This is a genomic window from Bifidobacterium ramosum (assembly GCF_009299505.1).
Classification (GTDB): Bacteria; Actinomycetota; Actinomycetes; order Actinomycetales; family Bifidobacteriaceae; genus Bifidobacterium; species Bifidobacterium ramosum.
Map to the genome: position 1 here is coordinate 15,175 of NZ_WBSM01000016.1, position 19,000 is coordinate 34,174.

Here is a 19,000-nt window from a genome sequence, read left to right on the forward strand (position 1 = left end):
CTCCCGTCACAACCGGTCGGAGCGCGGCACGGGCACGGCGTCGACCACGTCGGCGACGACGCGACGCGCGCGATCCATCGAGGCGAACCCGTATCCGGCGTTGTCCAGCACCAGTCGATGCGCCAGCACCGGCACCGCCAACGCCTGCACGTCGTCGGGCGTCACGAACGTACGGCCGGCCGCCAGTGCGCGCGCCCGCGCCATCGCGGCCAGATGCAGGCTGCCGCGCGGCGACGCACCGTACCGGATGTTGTCGCGCCCACGCGTCGCCGACACCAGCGACACGATGTACGCGGCAATCGGATCGGCCAGATGCACGCGTTCGGCGGCGGCCCGGATCAGCCGCATGTCGTCCAGCGAACAGACCGGCGACAAGCCCTCCAACGGGCGGGAGACGTGCGCCCCGGTGAGCATCGCGGCCTCGGCCGCCGCGCTCGGATAGCCGAAGCTCGTGCACGCCATGAAACGGTCGAGCTGGGCTTCGGGCAGCGGATACGTGCCCTCGAGTTCGATCGGGTTCTGCGTGGCGACGACGAAATACGGGTCGGGCAGCTCGTAGGTGGCGCCGTCGACGGTGATCTGCCGCTCCCCCATCGCCTCAAGCATGGCCGACTGGGCCTTCGGGTTCGCGCGGTTCACCTCGTCGGCGATGATCACGTTCGCGAACAACGGGCCGGGATGGAAGTCGAAACGGCCGGTTCCCTGCGAGTAGACACTCACGCCGGTCAGGTCGGATGGCAGCAGATCGGGGGTGAACTGGATGCGCCGCGACTCACCGCCGATCGCGATGCTCATCGCCCGGGCGAGCGTGGTCTTGCCGACGCCGGGGACATCCTCGAGGAGCAGGTGACCGCCCGCGACGAACGTGGTAACGGCCAGATCGATGACCTCGCGCGAGCATGAGAGCACGCCGGCGAGCGCATCAGCCAGTGCGGCAATGGTGTCCCCGGCCTGCGCGTCAACTGTCTGCGTGTCAGCGTTCGTCGAGGATGTTGCCGGATCACCGTTCGTATCGGTCCGCGTGCCACCCTGCATGAGTCCCCCAATCAACGTCGATTATCGTCTCCCAGCATAACAGCGGGGCTGGTGGTTTCAGCCGAGAGCGGGAAACGGTTCGTGCGTGGCGGTTTTCGCTCGCTAAGACGCCTCTCAGCGAGCGAAAACCGCCACTCCCCGTCTCTCGTGGCAGAAAACGCTCACGCAGCGTCGGCTGCGCGAGCGTTTTCTGCCACGCACGGGAACGCCGCGCACAGTCACATACGAAAAAATCCCGCCCGGCGTAATGCCGGACGGGATCGACGAACCTTGCGCTATGCGCGCGAATCTCAGCCGAGGATGGCGAGGATGTCGCGAGCGGAGACGATCAGGTAGTCCTCGCCCTCGTAGTGCACCTCGGTGCCGCCGTACTTGGAGTACAGCACCTTGTCGCCGACCTTGACGTCCATCGGGATGCGCTCGCCCTTGTCGTCGCGGCGGCCCGGGCCGACGGCCAGGACTTCGCCCTGCTGCGGCTTCTCCTTGGCGTTGTCCGGGATGTACAGACCGGAAGCGGTCTGCGTCTCGGCCTCGGCCTGCTTGACGATGATCTTGTCCTCCAACGGTGTGAGCTTGATCGACACTGTAGGTCACCTCTATGTCTAGAAATCCAGTAATTCCGCGCCAGAACTTACCGGAAAGAGGCTGACGATCACTTTCCCGCGCGTTCCTTTGCGCTGGTACACATCGTAGCGCGGTTTTTAGCACTCTGCCAACTCGAGTGCTAACGCTGAGAGTGAAACAGCCCCCGCCGGCGCGACGTGCGCGCTTGCGGGGGCTGCGTTTCGAAGGAATGGATTCGATTGTGGCGGTATGGTGCGACTCGGCTCAGGCGGACCGGCGGGCCAGAATGGCCTCCAGCCCGGTGCCGAGCGAGTCAGCCGTGGCGTCCGGCGCGTCGATGTCGACGTGCTCTTCGGCGGCGTGGAAGGCGGCTGTGTCGTTCACCGAATCGGTATGGTCGGCGACGGCTTCGACAGTCGCGGATTTGTCGGATTCGCCGGACTCGGCGACGTCCGGCGTCGGTTCGGCGGCTTCCGGTTCGGCGACCGGCACGGCCTTCGCGACCTGACGCATCGACTTGATCTCCAGACTCTCCGGGACGGCGGATTGCGGTTCGACGCCGTTGCGCGGCGCGCCGAGGGAGAAGGAGATGAGGTCCTGCGAGACCGCATCGAACGCCTCCATCGCACGCGACGGCTTGACGTGCGCCAGTTCGCTGGTTTCGTCAGGTTGATCGGCGATCGGTGCGGCATCGACGACGGTCATCACGACCGGCACGGCGGCACGGTCGTCCGACGCGGCGGCCTGATCGGCATCCGTATGGACGGTCTGATCGGCGGATGCAGCGGACGCGTCAGCAGTACCGTCCGTAGTCGCGGACGTGGTATCGGCGACATGCGCAGTCTGCGATGCAGCGGCGGCCGTACGCGCGGCGTCGCGTTCGGCCAACGCCTGCGCCTGTTCGATCTGCGCCTGATGCAGCACACGACGAATCTCGCGCTGCTCCATCACGTCGGTCGCCGGATCGTCGCGACGATCCTCGACAGTGCGATCGGACTGCACGGCACCAGTCTGCCCGGACTGCGCAGCCGCACGTTGCACGCCACCGGTCGCGGTCTTGCCGTCAGCGGCGACCTGACCCGCCGGACGCTGCGCGGCCGGACGACGCACGACCTTGCCGCTCTTGCGCGCCGCGGCGACCTTACGCTCCCACTCGCGGGCCTGCGCGGCCGCACGTGCGCCCAACGCCAGCACAACCGCCGTCAATGCGGCGGGAATCAACGCGAACAACGGGCTGAACTTCAGCGCGAACGCCAATGCCAGCACCAGTACGGTGACGGCCAGCAACGACACGACGAGTATCCGGCGACGACGGATGGCTGCACGACGCAACTGGCGCACATGCGCCACACGAGCCGGCGTGTATTTCGCATCTCGCGTGCGGTCTGGCTGCATAATAATCCCTTTCGCCTGCGGCGTATGCTCGTCCGAGAACCGCGTGCCATCGTCCATCCCGATGAGATGCAACGACGGCGAGAACTTGTCCTCGCGATGCTCCGCCACTTTCCTCATGCCCTTTGCCGTCCGCACAGGCAGCCAGCCGGCCATGACAATCACGACGATCACCAGCACCACCACAGTGCTCAGTGACTCGTAACTCATGCACTTAAGAATAGGAGAGGCCGGGCACAAATCGGGAATCCGCGCCGGGCGTGTCGCACGTCCGTGGACACGCGGCGGCCGGGACCCCCTTCCGGAGCGGGCACACGCCCTGTTTCCGGCAGACATGCACCCTATCCCCATAGGCGCGCACCCCTTTCCGGCGGGATGGCACCCCGTCGTACATCAGTGCTTCTCTCCCTCTTCCCTCTTTAACGGACATACAGCCGATTTACCCGGTGAAATCGGCTGTATGTCCGTCAAGAAGGGGAGAGAGCGCCCATTAAGGGAGGAGCAGCTTACGAGGCCCACAGCCACCACACGGTCCGCGTCACCCTATGACCACCCGTCCGATCGCGCGCACAACCTACCGCGCGGCCATCAGCCGACACACGAACCCCTCGCCGGCATCCTCCGCCAGCAGGCTGTACGTCTCGTGGTCGCGCCACTGCCCGTTGATGTACATGTACCCCGGCCGAACGCCCTCGGCATGCGCGCCCAGCTTCTCGACGACGCGGCGCGACCGGTGGTTCTCCGGCAGGATCGCGATCTCCAGACGGTGCAGCTGCGGGCCGAGCGGATCGGCGAGCGCCCAGTCGGCGAGCGTGGCGACGGCCATCGGTGCGAACCCGTGGCCGGCGTGCCCGTGGTCGACCCAGTAGCCCACGACGCCGGTGCGCATGGACCCGTAGACGACCGCGCCCAGCGAGATCTGACCGACGATGCGCATGTGGTGCTCGATGGCGAACAGGGCGCCGGTGCCATTCGCTTCGGCGCGACGCTGGCGGTGAATCCACGAGGCGAACGTCAGGGGCGAGCCGTGGGTCGGATCGCCGGAATCCCACGGGGCGAGCCAGTCACGGTTGGCCCAGCGCAGGGCGTTCCACTCGTCCTCGTCGTCGAGGGTGAGCGGGCGGAGGCGGATGGGCAGGGTCGAGGGCGTGGACTGACCAGCGGCGGGCGTACCGGAACCGGCTGGTGGCAGCGTTTCGGGCATGCGGATGGCAGGCGCGTCGCCCGGATGGAACGCCTGACGCAACGATGCAAAAACTGACACGGCCCCATTGTGCCACGCGTCGGACCGCCGACATTCGTTCGAAACCGCGCAATGGTACAACCGGTAGCCATGATGAATGCAGTAACGGAACACACGACGCACGACGACTCCGGTACTGGCGGCAGTACCGACAAGCGGACGTTGCGCCGTGCCACGATCGCGCGACGCAAGCAGGTGCCGGCCGACGAGCGCGCGCGGGCCGGAGAACAGTTGGCGCAGGCAGCGGCGGCGATCACGAACGGACTCACGCCGGGCGCGACCGTGGCGGCGTACGTGTCGATGGGCAGCGAGATCCCGACGGCACCGTTGCTGCGGTGGCTGTTGGACGCCGGATATCGCGTGATCGTGCCGAAGCTGGGACGCGGATTGGACGTCGGCTGGGGCGCGTTGACGTCGCTCGACGAACTGCATGCGGTGACGTTGGACGGCAACGCGGCCGCATCGTCCGGTCCTGCACACGTTGACAGTACTGCGCACGTTGGCGATCCCGCACACGTTGGCAGTACGGCCGCCGTACCCGCAGACCGTACGTCCGCACCGTATCGTTCGTCATTGCAACGTCCGTCATCGCGCCGTCCGCAGGAGCCCACCGACGCAGCGACGCTCGGCATGGACGCGCTGCGCGACGCCGCGCTGATCATACTGCCCGCGCTACTGGTCGACCGCACCGGCACACGGCTCGGCCGCGGCGGCGGCTGGTACGACCGCGCGCTGGAGCATCGCCGGCCGGACGCGCGCACCGTCGCCGTCTGCTGGCCGTGGGAGATCAGCGACGCGCCGCTCCCCCGCGAACCGCACGACGTGCCGGTCGACGCGATCCTCACGCCGGACGGGATGGTCGCGACGAATGGCACAGCCACGACGGCCGAACGCGGCGGCCGTTCAACCGACTGAGATATCCGCGGCGCACTGTCGGCGTGTCGATTAGGATAATGAGACGTTGAATAGTGTGTCTGACGCGCGTTGGAGGAAGAACCGTGCCTACGTACCATTACCGTTGCAAGAACTGCAACTATGATTTCACCGAGCAGCAGTCGTTCAGCGACGCTCCGATCACCGTGTGCCCGCAGTGCGGCGAAGAGCAGGTGCACAAGGTGTACTCCGCCGTGCCGATCGAGTTCAAGGGCAGCGGCTTCTACCGCACCGACAAGTCGAAGTGAGTCGGGGCCACGGGCCGGCCGGTTGCAGTGGGCGCGCGGTGAACCGATTATCCACAATCGCGGACTGTGGACCGTTGTGGATAAGTCGGTACCGTTCGACCACATAGGCCGGTTCGGCTTGCGCTCGAGCATCGATATCCGTCATCGTGAATGTCATGATGACGGATTTTTTTGATCTGCTACGGGGTCGTCGCGACGGCCACAGGACGGGTGACGGACGACGGACGACAGCCGGCGGACTGCGATGGCGCAGGACCGTGCGGCTGATGCGACGATGGACAGCTGCGATCTGCGCGGCCGGGGCCGTGTATGCGGGACTGATGTGCGTGGCCGGCGCGACGGTCACGCGGCCGGTGGTGGTTGCGGCGACGGCGATGCGGCGCGGCGATGCGGTGAACGGCGACATGTTTCGTGTGGTGGAGGTGCCGGCCGACGCGGCGTTGGACACGGCATTATCGTCGATGGAGGATGTTGCGGATGACGGGATAGCGCAGGTGGATATCGCCGAGGGGCAGCCGATTTTCGATGCGATGATTCGGGGGTCGCCGGTGACGCCGGACGGGTTCACGGTGATCGAGGTGCGGCTGGCCAGTGCGGTCGATGCACTGATGGTCGGCGACACAGTGTCGCTGTCGTCCGCGATGGGGTGTGCGGCGGGTGATGATGCCCATGATGATGCCCATGATGATGCGGAGATATCATGTTTGCTCGCTGAGCGAGCGCTGGTGATGAGCCGGTTCAAGGAACTCACCGCACTGGCCATGCCGCCGGAGGACGCGCTGCGCGTCATGACCTCCCAGGAAGCCGGCGCCATCGTCGCCGTGGCAAAGCAGTCCTCCTAACGCCTCTCCCCCTAACGGACATACAGCCGAAATGAACGTCCAAATCGGCTGTATGTCCGTTGAGAGAGAAAGCCGAACCACTAGGGAACGTTCTCCAGTGTCGTCCCCCGCACAGAGCCACTCCCTTTTTTGCGGACATACAGCCGATTTGGTCGGGCGAAACGGCTGGTTGTCCGCAAAGAAAGACGGTTAAAGCACCAAGAAACGTCCCCGAGCGCCATTTCCCATCCCTCCAGCGGACATACAGTCGTTTCGCCCGACCAAATCAGCTGTATGTCCGTTGAGGGGGTGCGGCGTATGGGAACGAGGCAGGGGGATCCCCCTCAAGCGTCCCGATCCGCCACGCCCCGAAACCCTACGGACAACCAGCCGATTCGGGCGGCTAAAACGGCTGTATGTCCGTTGAGGGGACGGGAACTGGCGCCTTGGACGTTCCTTAGTGATTCGACCTTCTTTTCTCTACGGACATACAGCCGTTTTAGCCGCCCGAATCGGCTGGTTGTCCGTTTTAGCGCTTGTTGTTGAAGATGGCCCAGTGCGGGGGAAGCTCGCCGAGGATGCGCCGGTCGTCGTCGGCCTCGCGCTGGCGCTCGGTGAGCATGTCGCCGGGTTCGAGCTTCACGCCGTCGGCGTCGAAACGCTCAGTGCCGTGGAACACCACGCGCCGATGCTTGCGCGGCGTACGACGCTGCGGATCATACGCCGCGGCACCGCCCGCCTGGTCGTCGGCCTTCACGTCGCCATCAACGTCGTCGCTCATCGCGCCTCCTGATAGAGTTCGCCGATGCGCGCGATGATGTGGTCGACCTCCTTGTCGGGGTTGACGAACGCGGCCACGCTCCACACGCTCATCACCGACCAGCCCAGCGTCGCGAGGTTCTGCATGATGAGACGGTGGCGTTCGCGCGTCGACTGCGTGCCCATGAACTGCACGTCGTCGGTGAGCACGGCCAGCGCGAACGGCTTGTCCTTGAGGCCCACGACGAGCGGGATGCGCGGCCCGCGGTCGAAGCCGTAGTCGACGGCCACGTTGAGTCCGCGGGCGCGCAGACGGTCGGCGAGATCGACGAACAACACGTTGTTGTTCGCGCCGGACGCACCGGGAACGGTGATACCAGCGGCATCATCCGATCCGTCACCTGCCGCCGCAACGTCAACGTCACCAGCACCAGCAATACCAGCGTCACCCGCGGCCCCGCCATCCAGCTCCTCGGCCCACCGCAGCACGGTCTTGAGCATGCGCGGCCCGGCCTGATGAATCCGCTCGTCGTCCATGTCATCCGCCGAGAACGACGCCGTGATATCGACGTTACGATCGGCCACCGCCAGCGCGTCGAGCAGCAGGTTCTGCCCGCCGTCGCGCTCCAACGGCCCGAACTGCTGGAGCAGCCGCCCGTGCGTGGTCTTCGCGTAGCAGACCGACACGATCACGTCGGTGGCCTGCACGCCCGCGACCTCGCCGATGTTCACGATGCGCACGTGGCGCAGGAACCGGCCCATCGCCTTGTTGCGCGAGGCAAGCGCCTTGAGTTCGGCGCCGAGCCGCGCGCGGAACGTCTCGGTCAGGCTCACGACGGTGAGCACATAGCTGGCGGGCACGATGGTGAATCCGGCCGCACGCTCGGTGATGAGCGCCACGACCTGTTCGATCTCCTGCTGGCTGGATTCGACCAGTCCGGACGACATGACCGGCACGCCGGAGCCGTCGACACGGTGGAACCGCACCGCGCCCTGCGTGACGGCGACGTCGTGGCGCACGGTGCCGTAGCCGTGCGTTTCGAGGAACGCGGTGAGGCGCGGCGAACGGCGCACCGGATGCGACGTGACCTCGACGCCCGGCAGCATGTCGATGAGCCGGCCGAGCGACGGCGAGGTGACAGTGCGCCGGTGCGCGAGCACGACGACCTGCCGCGCGCGGGCGAGGATCGTGAGCAGTTCGATGGCCGGCATGTGCGCGCCCGCGTCGATGATCGCCACGTCGGCGAGCGGCGACGCGTCGGTCAGTGCGGCGAGCGTGGCCGGCGTGGCCATGAGGATCGGCTTGGCGGCGGCGATGATCTGCGGGTTGTCGCGATGCACGCGCGCGAATGTGGCGTGCGCGGACCCGGCCAGCACGGTGTGCAGCTGGTTGGCCTCCTGCGTGCGTGAGAACAGCAGGTCACTCAGCCGGCGCATGGATTCCTGCGCGACCATCGGGCCGATCGAACGCACGTGTTCGACGTCGACCTGCGCGAACCGGTCGGCGGCGGTCTGCATGACCGAGCCGTCCTGATTGGAGATGATCGCGGACGAGTGCACGATGTCCTCGAACACGGTGGTCCACCAGGCGAGCTGCAGTTCGCCGGCGACCGCGTCGACGTCCACGCGGCGGTTGTGCAGGTCGTCGACGAGTTCGACCAGACCGATCGTGCGGAACTCCTGCTCGAGGCAGCAGCGTTCGGGCAGCGTGTCGAGCGCGTGGCGGTCGTCGTACAGCGCCTTGAGCCGCTCTTCGACGTAGTTGAGGTCGTCGGTGTCGAGGTTGCCGCCGGCGGGCGTGGTGGCGAGCACGGTGTTGAGCGCGGTCATGCCGGCCGCGAGCGCGTCCTGCGTTTCGATGATGTCGTCGAGGCGCGGCGGCAGCACCGGCCAGCCGCCGTGCGGCACGAACAGCCGCCATTGCGCGGCCTGCTTGGCCACGACCTTGAGCGCCTCGTGCAGGTTCTCGACCTGTGCACCGACGCGCAGCAGACTCTTGGCTTCCTTGATGTGCCGGCGACGCTCCCAGAAGCCCATCGACGTGCCTTCGGCCTTGCGGTCGGCCTTGGGCTTGCTTGCCTCGATCATCGCGTCGATGTCGCGTTCGAAGATCTCGGGCTGGAACACGTCGAGCACGCGGCGCAGGTTTTTGAGCACGGTGACCTGCCGTCCCCATTCGTGCGCGTTGTTTGGCACGGGGAAGCCGCACACCTGCGCAGTGCTTTTCACCTGTTCGCGAGTGGCCGGTAGGAGCTTGTTGAGCAGGTCGACGACGTGCTGGTAGGCGTTCACGGCCTCTTCTTCGGTGCCGAGCGACGCGTGGTACCACACGGTGTCTTCGGGGCCGATGGTGAATTCGCCGAGTTCGCCGGCGCGGCGCAGTTTGCCCGCCCATTCGTCGAGGTGGCCGCCGATGGCGTGCGCGGTCTGCGGCACGAGCCGCACGTGCGTGGCCGGATGCGTGGGCAGCGACGCGATGGACGCGAGGTTCTGGATGGTCTGGTAGGCGGACACGCCCCATTTCTCGTTGAGTCCGTGCAGGTCGCCGAGGTAGCGGGTCAGGCGCGAGCGCACGCCCACGAGTTCGTCGGCGAGCTGGTCGAAGCGCGACGTGGCGACGCCCGGTCGGAAGCCGACGGCGGCGATGAGCTGACGGTCGATGTTGGCGGCGACCTGGTCGCCGGCGATGTCGAGCAGCTGGCCGCTCATCTCGTTGGCGCGGATGGTCTGCGTGAAGCGTCGCTTCTGTTCGGCCACGCACGGCACGTAGAGCACGGTGCGGCCGTTCATGACGCAGCGCGACGCGATGGCCGCTGCCTGGTCGGCGGTGTCCTTGCCGACCTCGCTGTCGACGAACAGGCTGCGGCCGGAGGCGGCCATGTTCGCCGCGTAGCGTACCGCGTTGTCGACGTCGCCGACTTCATATTCGGTGTGCGGATCAGCGTCGAACGGGCTGAAGTCGGGCATCGGCGCGCCCTTAAGCGCGTCGATCGCGTCGCGGCGGCCGGCGAGCGCGTCGAGCAGCTGGTTGCCGCTCGATCCGGCGGCCAGTCGGTCGATGATGCGCTGGCTTTCGGCGAGCATGAGCGACGACGGGTCGACGAAGCAGCCGAGGATGAGCTGGCGTTCGATGTCGAAGCCGGGGAATGCTGGGCGGGCGCGGTCGGTGATAAGCGCGAACACGGCGGACGTGTCGGGCGTGCCGTTCGCATAGTTCGACCCGTCGAACAGTTCTTCGGCGGTGAGCCGGATGCCCTGTTCGCGCATGGCCGCGACGAACGCAATGTTGAGTTCCACTCGGCCGGTGAATCGCACGGTGGTGCGCTTGTCCACGTCGCCATCCTGCGTGACCTCGACCGGATACAGCAGCACGGGCATCTGGTTGCCGTCCCAGCTGGCCACGCCGACGGCGAGCGACAGTTCGGCCACGCCGCTGAGCCGCATCTTCGCGGCCTTGTCGTCGAGCACGCGTTCGATGCGGCGGCCGGCGGCACGCAGCATGCCGTTGTCGCGGAACAGCGCGTCGAGCGGCGCGTGGCCACTGGCGAACAGCTGCGCGACGCCGGAGGGGTGCGCGTGGGTCATGTCGAGTTTGGACGCCAGCTGGTTGATGTCCTCGAGCGGCGACGGCGCGAGCGTGGCGCGGTAGCGTTCGCGCCAGACGCGGATGTCGTCCAACTGGTCGGTCGGCGCGTGCGGTGCCGGCTGTGCGACGGGCTGTACGGTCTGCGCCGCTTGCGGTTCCGGGGTCGTCGCCGGCGAGTCTGCGGACGGCCGCGCCGTGTCGGCGGGCGCGGCCTGGGCGGCGGGCTGTGCCTGCTCGGGCTGAACGTTGGTATCGCTGGTATCGCTCATGATCGGCTCACTTCCCTACCGCTTTGCGGTAGTCCTGATATCCGGGATTGTTCTCGAGCGCGGCGTCGATGTCGCGGTTGCCCTGCGCCGACAGCCATGCGTACAGGTCGTCGTACAGCGACGGGTTCATGGCGAGGAACGGCAGGAGCTGCGGGTAGCGTGCCATGTGGAACTGCACGGAGAAGTCGCCGGTGCGCTTCGCCTCGTCGGAGGTGAGCCCGTCGACTTCGACGCTGGGTTCCGGGCGCTTGAAGTCGCCTTTTGCGACGCGGTCGAACACCGAACCGGGTTCGAAGACCGGCGCGTACGTGCCGGTGGCGTCGGGCTGATCGTAGCCGCTCGGCTGCCGCACCGGCTGATCGGTGGTGAACTGCTGCGTGGCGATGGTCTGCGCGACGTCCGGCTGGTCGGCGGCGGTCATCGGGCGGAACAGTTGATCGTGGACGTCGGACGACGGTTCGGTCGGCTGGACGACCGGCTGCTCGGCCGACGATGCGGACGACGATGCCGCAACGGACGGTTCCGACGTCGGCTGATCTGCAGTCGGCTGATCTGCAGTCGATTGATCCGCAGTCGATTGATTCGTGGCCGGCTGATCACTGGCCGACGGCACAACCGTGGTCGACTGGTCTTCGGTCTCCTGATTCGCGGACGACGATGCCGCGGTATGATCCTGCGGCATATCCTGCGACGAGACTGCGGACTGATCGGCCGGCGCGCCCTCATCAGACGACGTGCCATCGTCGGACACCGCGACGTGTTCCGCCTCGGCATGCACCGGACGCACCGGATGCGCGATCACGGAAATCGGCATCACGCGATCCGCCGGCGCGACCGTATCGGTCTTCAACGCATTCGGCACGACGTACGACGGAGACCCGAACGACACATCCTGCGCCGGCTCCTCGTCGGACGCAACAGGCGGCACGGAAGACTTCGGTTCGGCCAACTGCGGCAGCTCGGACGACTCGGCTAACGCGTCGACGAACAGATCGCGCGGCTCATGCGGCTGCTGCTGCACGGTCAACGGCATGGAATCGGCGATCAGGGCGTTGTCCTCCGGCTCACGCGCGCCGACATGCGGCATGAAGCTGCGCAACGACGCCATCTTCAGCTCGTTCACGCGGCTCGCCACGCTGCTCGCGGTGAACGCGCTCGTCGGCTCGCCGGCGCGCAGATCAAGAATATCGTCAACCGACAGTTCGGCCGCATCCGGCTCGGGCTTCGCATCACCCATCGCATACTCGAACAGATCGGTGACCTGCGGCTTCGGCTGCGGCTCCGGCTCGTCCACACGGATGAAATCGACCGGTACATCGCCGAACTGCATGCGCACGGCCGCGGATGGCAACGGGAACTCCACATGCGCGGGCAGCCGAACCAACGTGCCGTCGGCACGCACCATATACGTGCCGTTCGTGGAACCGATATCGCAGATGGTCGCGTCGCCGCTGGCCGACACCGCGAACACGGCATGGCGTTTCGACATGGAACGCGTGTCATCCGGCACCTCGAACCGCACGATGCCGGTGTCAGGCAACGGGCGAATCGGCCGGCGCCCGATCTCCAGTCGTTCGGACGGCAGCACGCTCACCTGATCGCAGCCCTTGACCCTCACCAACCACCTGAGAGATCGCCGTTCATCGCTCACCGCGCCGCCTGCCTTTCCGAAACGTCCTTCCAAAACACACTATGTGCCATTGTGTCATGCTTCGCCCGATATTGCACGGAACGCCGGCACAAGACGCGACACTTTCGCCCACAATCTTCGCACATGGGCGGTATGTATGCACCGCAACCAAGCCGACCGGTCGACCGGACCGATCCGGGCGCCGGAACACCACGCGGCACATACGACGAAACCCCGCCGGGCCGAAGCACGGACGGGGTTTCGCAAGCGTGGTAATGTGCGGGCTTCACTCCCGCGTGCATTACTTGAGCTCGACGGTGGCGCCAGCCTCTTCCAGCTGAGCCTTGGCCTTCTCGGCGTCTTCCTTCTTGGCCTTCTCGAGGATGGCCTTCGGGGCGCCGTCAACCATGGCCTTGGCGTCGGCCAGGCCAGCGTTGGTGATGGCCTTGACGGCCTTGATGACCTGGATCTTCTTGTCGCCGACAGCGGTCAGGACGACGTCGAACTCGGTCTTCTCTTCTTCCTCAGCGGCAGCGCCGGCGGCCGGAGCGGCAGCGACAGCGGCGACCGGAGCAGCGGCCTCGACGTCGAACTTCTCTTCGAAGGCCTTGACGAACTCGGAGAGCTCGACGAGGGTCATTTCACCGAAAGCTTCCAGGAGCTCTTCGTTGGTGTACTTAGCCATGATGGCTTCCTTTCATTCTGGCGGCGGTCTGCGTGCTCGTGCGGGCGCGCCGTCTCAATGTTGTTTGTTTTTCCGAATGGTTCATGCGGCGAGCCGCATGGGGATCAAGCTGCCTTTTCCTGCTTCTCGCGCAGGGCGTCGATGGTACGCACGGCCTTGGTCGGCAGAGCGACGAACAGGTACGCGGCCTTGGAGGTCGTGGCCTTGAGGTCGCCGGCGAACTTGGACAGCAGCTGCGGGCGAGACATCATGTCCGCCAGCTTCGTCGCACCCTCGCCGTCGTAGACGGTGCCATCGGCATAGCCGCCCGAGATAACGAGAGCCTTGTTGGTCTTGGCAAAGTCACGCAGGACCTTCGCAGCCTCAATGAAGTCGCCCTTCACGAAGGTGATGGCGGTCGGGCCCTTGAGCAGGTCGTCAAGACCCTCAATGCCCGCTTCCTTGGCGGCGATACGCGCCAGCGTGTTCTTAGCCACAGTGTAGGAAGTATCGCGGCCTAGCTTTTCGCGCAGTTCGGAAACCTGCGGAACGGTAAGCCCGCGGTACTCGGTCAGGTAGACGGCATCAGCGTTACGGAACTGCTCCGTAAGCTGAGCGACCACCGCTTCCTTTTCGGGCCTCTTCATGGCGTTCCTTCCTAGATCGGCCGTTGATCTGTTCGGTTTGGCGCGTCATGTCATCCGCAGGGCAATAAAAAAGCCCTGCACACAGGCAGAGCAACATTCGGCCACTACTCGTCTTGCGACGTACGGCAACCCGCGAACGGGCGACTATCTCTCAACCTGCGCTGGCTTGGCGAACCAAACTTCGTGGGACTCGCGTCCCCAACCAACGGTCTGTGGTTTACGGAGAAATAAGTTACGCCCGGGTCATGACTTCTGTCAAACCCGGGCGTGTCGCGCATGCTCGTACTGATCGCCAACGACCATGCCGTCACCGCAATCTCCATACATCCGTACGTAAGTACGTAAACCCATACCCAACAACGGACATACAGCCGATTCACGTACCGAAATCAGCTGTATGTCCGTTGGGGAAAGCCGCACGTGACGTACGAAAACGACCGCGACTTACTTCGTGTAGTCCTTGTTCTTGCTTTCCTTGATCAGGAACAGGGCGACGAGCGCGAGCACGGACATCACGGCGAGGTACCAGCCGACGGACTGGACGGTGCCGGTCGCCTGCACGAGCGCGGTGGCGATGGTCGGGGCGAACGCGCCACCGAGGATCGCAGCGAGGTTGTAGCTCAGGCCGGCGCCGGAGTAGCGCACGCTGGTCGGGAACAGCTCAGGCAGGTACGCGCCGCACGGTCCGAACAGCGAGCCCATGCAGCAGAAGCCGACGCACAGGAACAGCATCACGGTGAACGGGTTGTGCTGCAGCGACTGCAGGGCGAAGATGCCGAACACGAGCGTGCACAGCGTCGCGGTGATGAGCACCGTCTTGCGGCCGAGCTTGTCGGCGTACAGGCAGGAGATGATGATGAAGATCGCGAAGAAGAACACCGACACCATCTGCATGGCGAGGTACTCGTTCTGGGTGAACGCCGGCTTCATGACCTTCACGCCGTAGCTCAGCGACCACGTGCCGAGCACGTAGAACAGCGAGTAGGTGATGCCCATCGCGAAGGTGCCAAGCAGCACTTCCTTCCAGTACGGCAACAGCGAGCGCAGCGGATGCTTGACGACGCGGTCCTCGGCCTCGGCCTGACGGAAGATCGGGGTTTCGGTCATGTGCAGACGCACGTACAGGCCGATCGCGACCAGCACCGCGGAGCACAGGAACGGGATACGCCAGCCCCACGCCTGCATTTGCTCGGGGCCGAGCACGGTGTCGAGCAGCAGGTTCAGGCCGTACGCGCAGAAGAAGCCGATCGGGGCGCCGAGGTTCGGGAAGGAGCCATAGAGCGCGCGCTTGTTGGCCGGCGCGTTCTCCGTGGCGACCAGCGCCGCGCCGGACCATTCGCCGGCGAGGCCGACGCCCTGGCAGGCGCGGCAGATGCACAGAATGATGATCGAGAACACGCCGAGCTGCTCATAGCCGGGCAGGCAGCCGACGAGGAACGTCGAGATGCCCATCGTCATGAGCGCGACGACCAGCGTGGTCTTGCGGCCGATCTTGTCGCCGAAGTGGCCGAACAGCATGGAGCCGAACGGACGGGCGAGGAACGACACGGCGAACGTCAGGAACGCGAGCATGGTGCCGATGGCCGGGTTCGCCTTGGTGGCGCCCGGGAAGAAGATCGCGCCGAAGTAGCTGGCGGACGCGATGGAATAGCAGTAGTTGTCGTAGAACTCGATGGCGGTGCCGACCATCGACGCGGCGATGATCTCGGGCACGGAATCGCGCTTGTCGGCGGCGGCTTGCGACGCCGACACGGCTGCGGATGCGGACATGATGAGTCTTCCCCTCTTATACCTTCGATTGCGACCGGCGATGAATTCAGGCAACGGCCGCGCGAGAAACGCACCGGGTATGCGACATCCGCATCAGGGGCTTTTGGCCAGCGGTGTCGCACACCGCTGTGCTGATGTATGAGTGTGGTCGATAACTGGTTATCACGGTGCGGTTTGACCACATAGTGAACGCAACGTGCCCCCGCCGGAATCGTCCGACGAGGGCACGTATGGGCTCGCTGTCGCTGTCGATCGGCGATGATCAGCCGATCACGGCACTGCATTCGATCACAGCACCGCGTTGAGGATGAAGTCGAGCACGAACAGGATCGCGACGACCCAGATCACCGGGTGCACCTTGTTCGCCTTCTTCTTGCAGGTCATCACGATGCAGTACATGATGAAGCCGCCGGCGATGCCGTACGAGATCGAGTACGAGAACGCCATGAACACGGCCGCGAAGAACGCCGGGATCGCCTCGGTGATGTCGTTCCAGTCGATCTCCTTGAGGGAAGCGGCCATCATGCAGCCGACGATCACGAGCACGCCGGCGGTCGCGGCGGACGGCACGGCGGAGATGATCGGGGACAGGAACGCGGACAGGGCGAAGCAGATCGCGACGACCACGGAGGTCAGGCCGGTGCGGCCGCCCGCCGCGATGCCCGCGGAGGACTCGACGTACGTGGTGGTGTTCGAGGTGCCGCAGATCGCGCCGATCGAAGTGGCGATGGAATCCGCGAACAGCGCCTTGTCCATCTTCGAGGAGAAGCCGGAGCCGTTCTCGAGGGCGCGCTCGTCGGCCTCGGAGAAGATGCCGGTGCGGCGGCCGGTGCCGATGAACGTGCCGATCGTGTCGAACGTGTCGGACATGGAGAACGCGAAGATCGTGACGATCACGAGCGGCAGACGGGCCACGTCGGAGAACAGGGCCGGGAAGCCGGCGCCGGTGAAGATCACGCCGAACGTCTGCGGCAGCTGGGCGAACGTGTCGCCGATGGAGACGGACTGGCCGAAGTTGGTCACGCCGAACGGGATGCCGACGACCGTGGTGATCGCGATGGCGAGCAGCATGCCGCCCTTGACCTTGAGCACGGTGAAGACGATCGCGAGGAACAGGCCGATGAGGAACACCCACAGCACCTTGTTGTCGAATGCGGCGAGGCCCGGGGTCGCGGCGGTGGCGAGACCCTTGCCGGCGGTCTTCGCGTCCTTCGGAGTGAAGGTGATCAGGCCGACGTTGAGCATGCCAACGTATGCGACGAACAGGCCGATGCCGCCGCCGATCGCGTGCTGCAGCGTCTCCGGGATCGCCTGGATAATCATCTTACGAATCTTGGTGACGGTGATGAGGATGTTGATCAGACCGCACAGGAACACCATGCACAGCGTCTCCTGCCAAGTGAAGCCGAGGCCGAAGCAGACGGTGTAGGTGAAGAACGCGTTCAGGCCCATGCCGGCGGCCTGCGCGTACGGCACGTTGGCGAACAGGCCCATGACGAGCGTGCCGATGATGGCCGCGATGATCGTGGCGAGGAACACGCCGCCCCACGGCATGCCCGTCTGGCTCAGGATCTGCGGGTTGACGACGATGATGTAGCTCATCGCGAAGAACGTGGTCAGACCGGCCATGACCTCGGTGGACACGGTGGTGCCGTTCTCCTTCAAATGGAAGAACTTCTCCATATATCTCTGCTTCCTTTTCATGGGTTGTTAGGGGCCGGGCATGCGCGCCCGCGGCGGCGGGTGCACGGTCGTGCCCCGGCGAGAATCGCGACTCGCCGTACGTCCGTTTTGTCGAACGCGCCCACGATAGCACCGTCACAAGTCATGGAGGTTTCGTGAACGCGATCCGCATGGTGAGCGCGACCGCACGCGCATACGTCACGCACGCATCGTGTACGGATCGCACGTCATGTGTGCGTCACGCACGTATCGCACGCGTACCGCACATCACGCGAGTTATCCACATTTGTCCACATATCCACATCCCACATCAGTCGCCCTGCACAGCCCACGCATATCCGCTACAGTCGCCCCATGGACCAGACCATCACGCTCACACAGTCCCTCGCCGACCGCAAAGCCACCGCCACGCAACGCTGCGCACACCTGGCCGCGCAGCTCAACCAATCCATCCTGTTCGGCATGACCACCGCACTGGAATTGCAAGAGATTCCGGTACCAACACAATGCGGCATCGACGCGACCGCACTGCACAGCACCGCCAGCGCCGTCGCAAAACGCATCGACCTGTCGGACGGATCGCTACGGTCCCACCTGTGGCGGCCGATCGCCGCCGACCCCCGCGCCGCAATCCCCATAACCGCCACGGTCCACGCACTGCACCCGTTCCACGTGTGGGCGCAGCTTGCCCGGCACGTGGACCTCGAGGACCTGATCATACTCGGGGATGCCGTGCTGGCGGCGCGGTCGCACGATGCACGCGACACCCGCCGATCACTGATCACGCTGATCAACGCCACTCGCGGATTCGCCGGACGCACCGCATGCCTACGCGCGCTGCCGCACCTTCGGGAGCATGTCGCGTCTCCGATGGAGACGATCGCGCGGCTTGCCGCGACACGGCACGGGATGCCCTGCCCGCTGACGAATTACACGGTGCCAGGCGAGACGTTCCCGTCCGGCGCGGCGATGACGCTGGACATGGCATGGGTGCGGTTCCGCGTCGCGGTCGAATACGACGGCGACCACCACCGGACGGACAAGGCGCAGTGGCGGCGCGATCAGGAGAAGCGGGAGCGGTTGCGCAGCCACGGGTGGATCGTGATCGTAATCACCGCGGACAGTCTGCGCGACGCGGCGCATCGGGCGGAGTTCGCATTCCTAGTGGCACGATATCTGCTGGAGCGCGGCGCGACGTTCGAGTTCCGGCCCGTGGCGATGTCGCTGGAGTCGCGCGTTCCGCATTCGCGGGTGCTGACATTGGATGACTGCGGCGCGGCATAGGGCGCAACGGCTCTGTAGGTGTGGATGAAGGTCACGAGATGGCAAATCGTCGCGTTTTTCCATCGCGTGACTCGTGCACACTCAAATTGCACCGTTGAATCGTGTGCATTGGGGTCACGGGATGGAAATACGACCCATTGTGCCATCGCGTGGCCGAAGCGTGAGTCACGGGATGGAAAATCGACCGATTATGCCATCGCGTGACCGTGAGAACCGATATATTACGTATCGTCGAGGTCACGGGATGGAAAAATCGTCTGTAATTCCATCCCGTGACTCGACGGCTGGTCACGGGATGGAAAATACATTTCATTTGCCATCCCGTGACCGAATGAGGAAGCGTAGAACGCGCAGCACGCGGTCACGGGATGGAAAAATCGTCCACGATTCCATCGCGCGATCCGGCGGCCGGTCACGGGATGGAAAAATCGGCTTATATGCCATCGCGTGACCAGCACAACACGGCACAGCG

The 19,000-nt window shown here is 65.3% G+C and carries 15 protein-coding genes; 4 read left to right on the forward strand and 11 right to left on the reverse strand.

What is annotated here, in order from left to right:
- Positions 1–6: 6 nt before the first annotated feature.
- From DSM100688_RS11155 to DSM100688_RS11170, 4 genes are all read right to left on the reverse strand, one after another.
- Positions 7–1,035 (reverse strand): AAA family ATPase, encoded by a 1,029-nt coding sequence (locus DSM100688_RS11155; protein ID WP_152359168.1) that lies wholly within the window; start codon positions 1,033–1,035, stop codon positions 7–9.
- Between the two features lie 290 nt (positions 1,036–1,325).
- Entirely contained in the window at positions 1,326–1,619 is a 294-nt protein-coding gene (gene groES, locus DSM100688_RS11160; protein WP_033493871.1) for a co-chaperone GroES, read from the reverse strand.
- A 244-nt stretch (positions 1,620–1,863) separates the two neighbouring features.
- The gene (locus DSM100688_RS11165) at positions 1,864–3,201 is read right to left on the reverse strand and encodes a hypothetical protein (RefSeq protein ID WP_152359169.1); all 1,338 of its coding nucleotides are present in this window, start codon (positions 3,199–3,201) and stop codon (positions 1,864–1,866) included.
- 364 nt (positions 3,202–3,565) lie between these two features.
- Positions 3,566–4,255, reverse strand: coding sequence for a GNAT family N-acetyltransferase (locus tag DSM100688_RS11170; RefSeq protein ID WP_240811863.1), 690 nt, complete (start codon positions 4,253–4,255; stop codon positions 3,566–3,568).
- Between the two features lie 69 nt (positions 4,256–4,324).
- Between DSM100688_RS11170 and DSM100688_RS11175 the strand changes: the two genes are divergently transcribed.
- From DSM100688_RS11175 to DSM100688_RS11185, 3 genes are all read left to right on the forward strand, one after another.
- Positions 4,325–5,149 (forward strand): 5-formyltetrahydrofolate cyclo-ligase, encoded by an 825-nt coding sequence (locus DSM100688_RS11175; protein ID WP_239519355.1) that lies wholly within the window; start codon positions 4,325–4,327, stop codon positions 5,147–5,149.
- Between the two features lie 83 nt (positions 5,150–5,232).
- Positions 5,233–5,415, forward strand: a complete 183-nt coding sequence (locus DSM100688_RS11180) for an FmdB family zinc ribbon protein (protein WP_152359170.1) — start codon at positions 5,233–5,235, stop codon at positions 5,413–5,415.
- A gap of 266 nt (positions 5,416–5,681) precedes the next feature.
- Positions 5,682–6,257 carry an SAF domain-containing protein gene (locus DSM100688_RS11185; protein ID WP_163146841.1) on the forward strand — a complete coding sequence of 192 codons (576 nt, stop codon included), beginning with the start codon at positions 5,682–5,684 and terminating at the stop codon, positions 6,255–6,257.
- 508 nt (positions 6,258–6,765) lie between these two features.
- On the opposite strand, the gene DSM100688_RS11190 is transcribed toward DSM100688_RS11185, so the two are convergent.
- From DSM100688_RS11190 to DSM100688_RS11225, 7 genes are all read right to left on the reverse strand, one after another.
- Entirely contained in the window at positions 6,766–7,017 is a 252-nt protein-coding gene (locus DSM100688_RS11190) for a hypothetical protein (RefSeq protein WP_204316664.1), read from the reverse strand.
- Entirely contained in the window at positions 7,014–10,850 is a 3,837-nt protein-coding gene (locus tag DSM100688_RS11195) for a helicase (protein WP_239519354.1), read from the reverse strand. Before DSM100688_RS11195 ends, DSM100688_RS11190 begins: the two co-directional genes overlap by 4 nt.
- Before the next feature lie 7 nt (positions 10,851–10,857).
- Positions 10,858–12,468 carry a variant leucine-rich repeat-containing protein gene (locus DSM100688_RS11200; protein ID WP_240811864.1) on the reverse strand — a complete coding sequence of 537 codons (1,611 nt, stop codon included), beginning with the start codon at positions 12,466–12,468 and terminating at the stop codon, positions 10,858–10,860.
- A 313-nt stretch (positions 12,469–12,781) separates the two neighbouring features.
- Entirely contained in the window at positions 12,782–13,165 is a 384-nt protein-coding gene (gene rplL, locus DSM100688_RS11205; RefSeq protein WP_044089143.1) for a 50S ribosomal protein L7/L12, read from the reverse strand.
- A 104-nt stretch (positions 13,166–13,269) separates the two neighbouring features.
- Complete coding sequence (gene rplJ, locus DSM100688_RS11210) at positions 13,270–13,791, reverse strand: 50S ribosomal protein L10 (RefSeq protein ID WP_033493859.1); 522 nt, start codon at positions 13,789–13,791, stop codon at positions 13,270–13,272.
- A gap of 444 nt (positions 13,792–14,235) precedes the next feature.
- Positions 14,236–15,561 carry an MFS transporter gene (locus DSM100688_RS11220; RefSeq protein ID WP_152359173.1) on the reverse strand — a complete coding sequence of 442 codons (1,326 nt, stop codon included), beginning with the start codon at positions 15,559–15,561 and terminating at the stop codon, positions 14,236–14,238.
- 288 nt (positions 15,562–15,849) lie between these two features.
- The gene (locus tag DSM100688_RS11225; RefSeq protein ID WP_152359174.1) at positions 15,850–17,244 is read right to left on the reverse strand and encodes an NCS2 family permease; all 1,395 of its coding nucleotides are present in this window, start codon (positions 17,242–17,244) and stop codon (positions 15,850–15,852) included.
- A gap of 354 nt (positions 17,245–17,598) precedes the next feature.
- Here DSM100688_RS11225 and DSM100688_RS11230 point away from each other — a divergent pair, with 354 nt between their 5' ends.
- Positions 17,599–18,528: a hypothetical protein gene (locus DSM100688_RS11230; protein ID WP_152359175.1), complete on the forward strand. Its 930-nt coding sequence runs from the start codon at positions 17,599–17,601 to the stop codon at positions 18,526–18,528.
- Positions 18,529–19,000: the final 472 nt, after the last annotated feature.

What these genes read in the sequence shown, in the direction of transcription:
- DSM100688_RS11220 (WP_152359173.1), bottom strand. Translation starts at nt 15,561, where the DNA reads ATGTCCGCATCCGCAGCCGTGTCGGCGTCGCAAGCCGCCGCCGACAAG.
- DSM100688_RS11155 (WP_152359168.1), bottom strand. Translation starts at nt 1,035, where the DNA reads ATGCAGGGTGGCACGCGGACCGATACGAACGGTGATCCGGCAACATCC.
- DSM100688_RS11230 (WP_152359175.1), top strand. Translation starts at nt 17,599, where the DNA reads ATGGACCAGACCATCACGCTCACACAGTCCCTCGCCGACCGCAAAGCC.
- DSM100688_RS11165 (WP_152359169.1), bottom strand. Translation starts at nt 3,201, where the DNA reads ATGAGTTACGAGTCACTGAGCACTGTGGTGGTGCTGGTGATCGTCGTG.
- rplL (WP_044089143.1), bottom strand. Translation starts at nt 13,165, where the DNA reads ATGGCTAAGTACACCAACGAAGAGCTCCTGGAAGCTTTCGGTGAAATG.
- DSM100688_RS11175 (WP_239519355.1), top strand. Translation starts at nt 4,325, where the DNA reads ATGATGAATGCAGTAACGGAACACACGACGCACGACGACTCCGGTACT.
- DSM100688_RS11195 (WP_239519354.1), bottom strand. Translation starts at nt 10,850, where the DNA reads ATGAGCGATACCAGCGATACCAACGTTCAGCCCGAGCAGGCACAGCCC.
- rplJ (WP_033493859.1), bottom strand. Translation starts at nt 13,791, where the DNA reads ATGAAGAGGCCCGAAAAGGAAGCGGTGGTCGCTCAGCTTACGGAGCAG.
- DSM100688_RS11185 (WP_163146841.1), top strand. Translation starts at nt 5,682, where the DNA reads ATGCGACGATGGACAGCTGCGATCTGCGCGGCCGGGGCCGTGTATGCG.
- DSM100688_RS11225 (WP_152359174.1), bottom strand. Translation starts at nt 17,244, where the DNA reads ATGGAGAAGTTCTTCCATTTGAAGGAGAACGGCACCACCGTGTCCACC.
- DSM100688_RS11190 (WP_204316664.1), bottom strand. Translation starts at nt 7,017, where the DNA reads ATGAGCGACGACGTTGATGGCGACGTGAAGGCCGACGACCAGGCGGGC.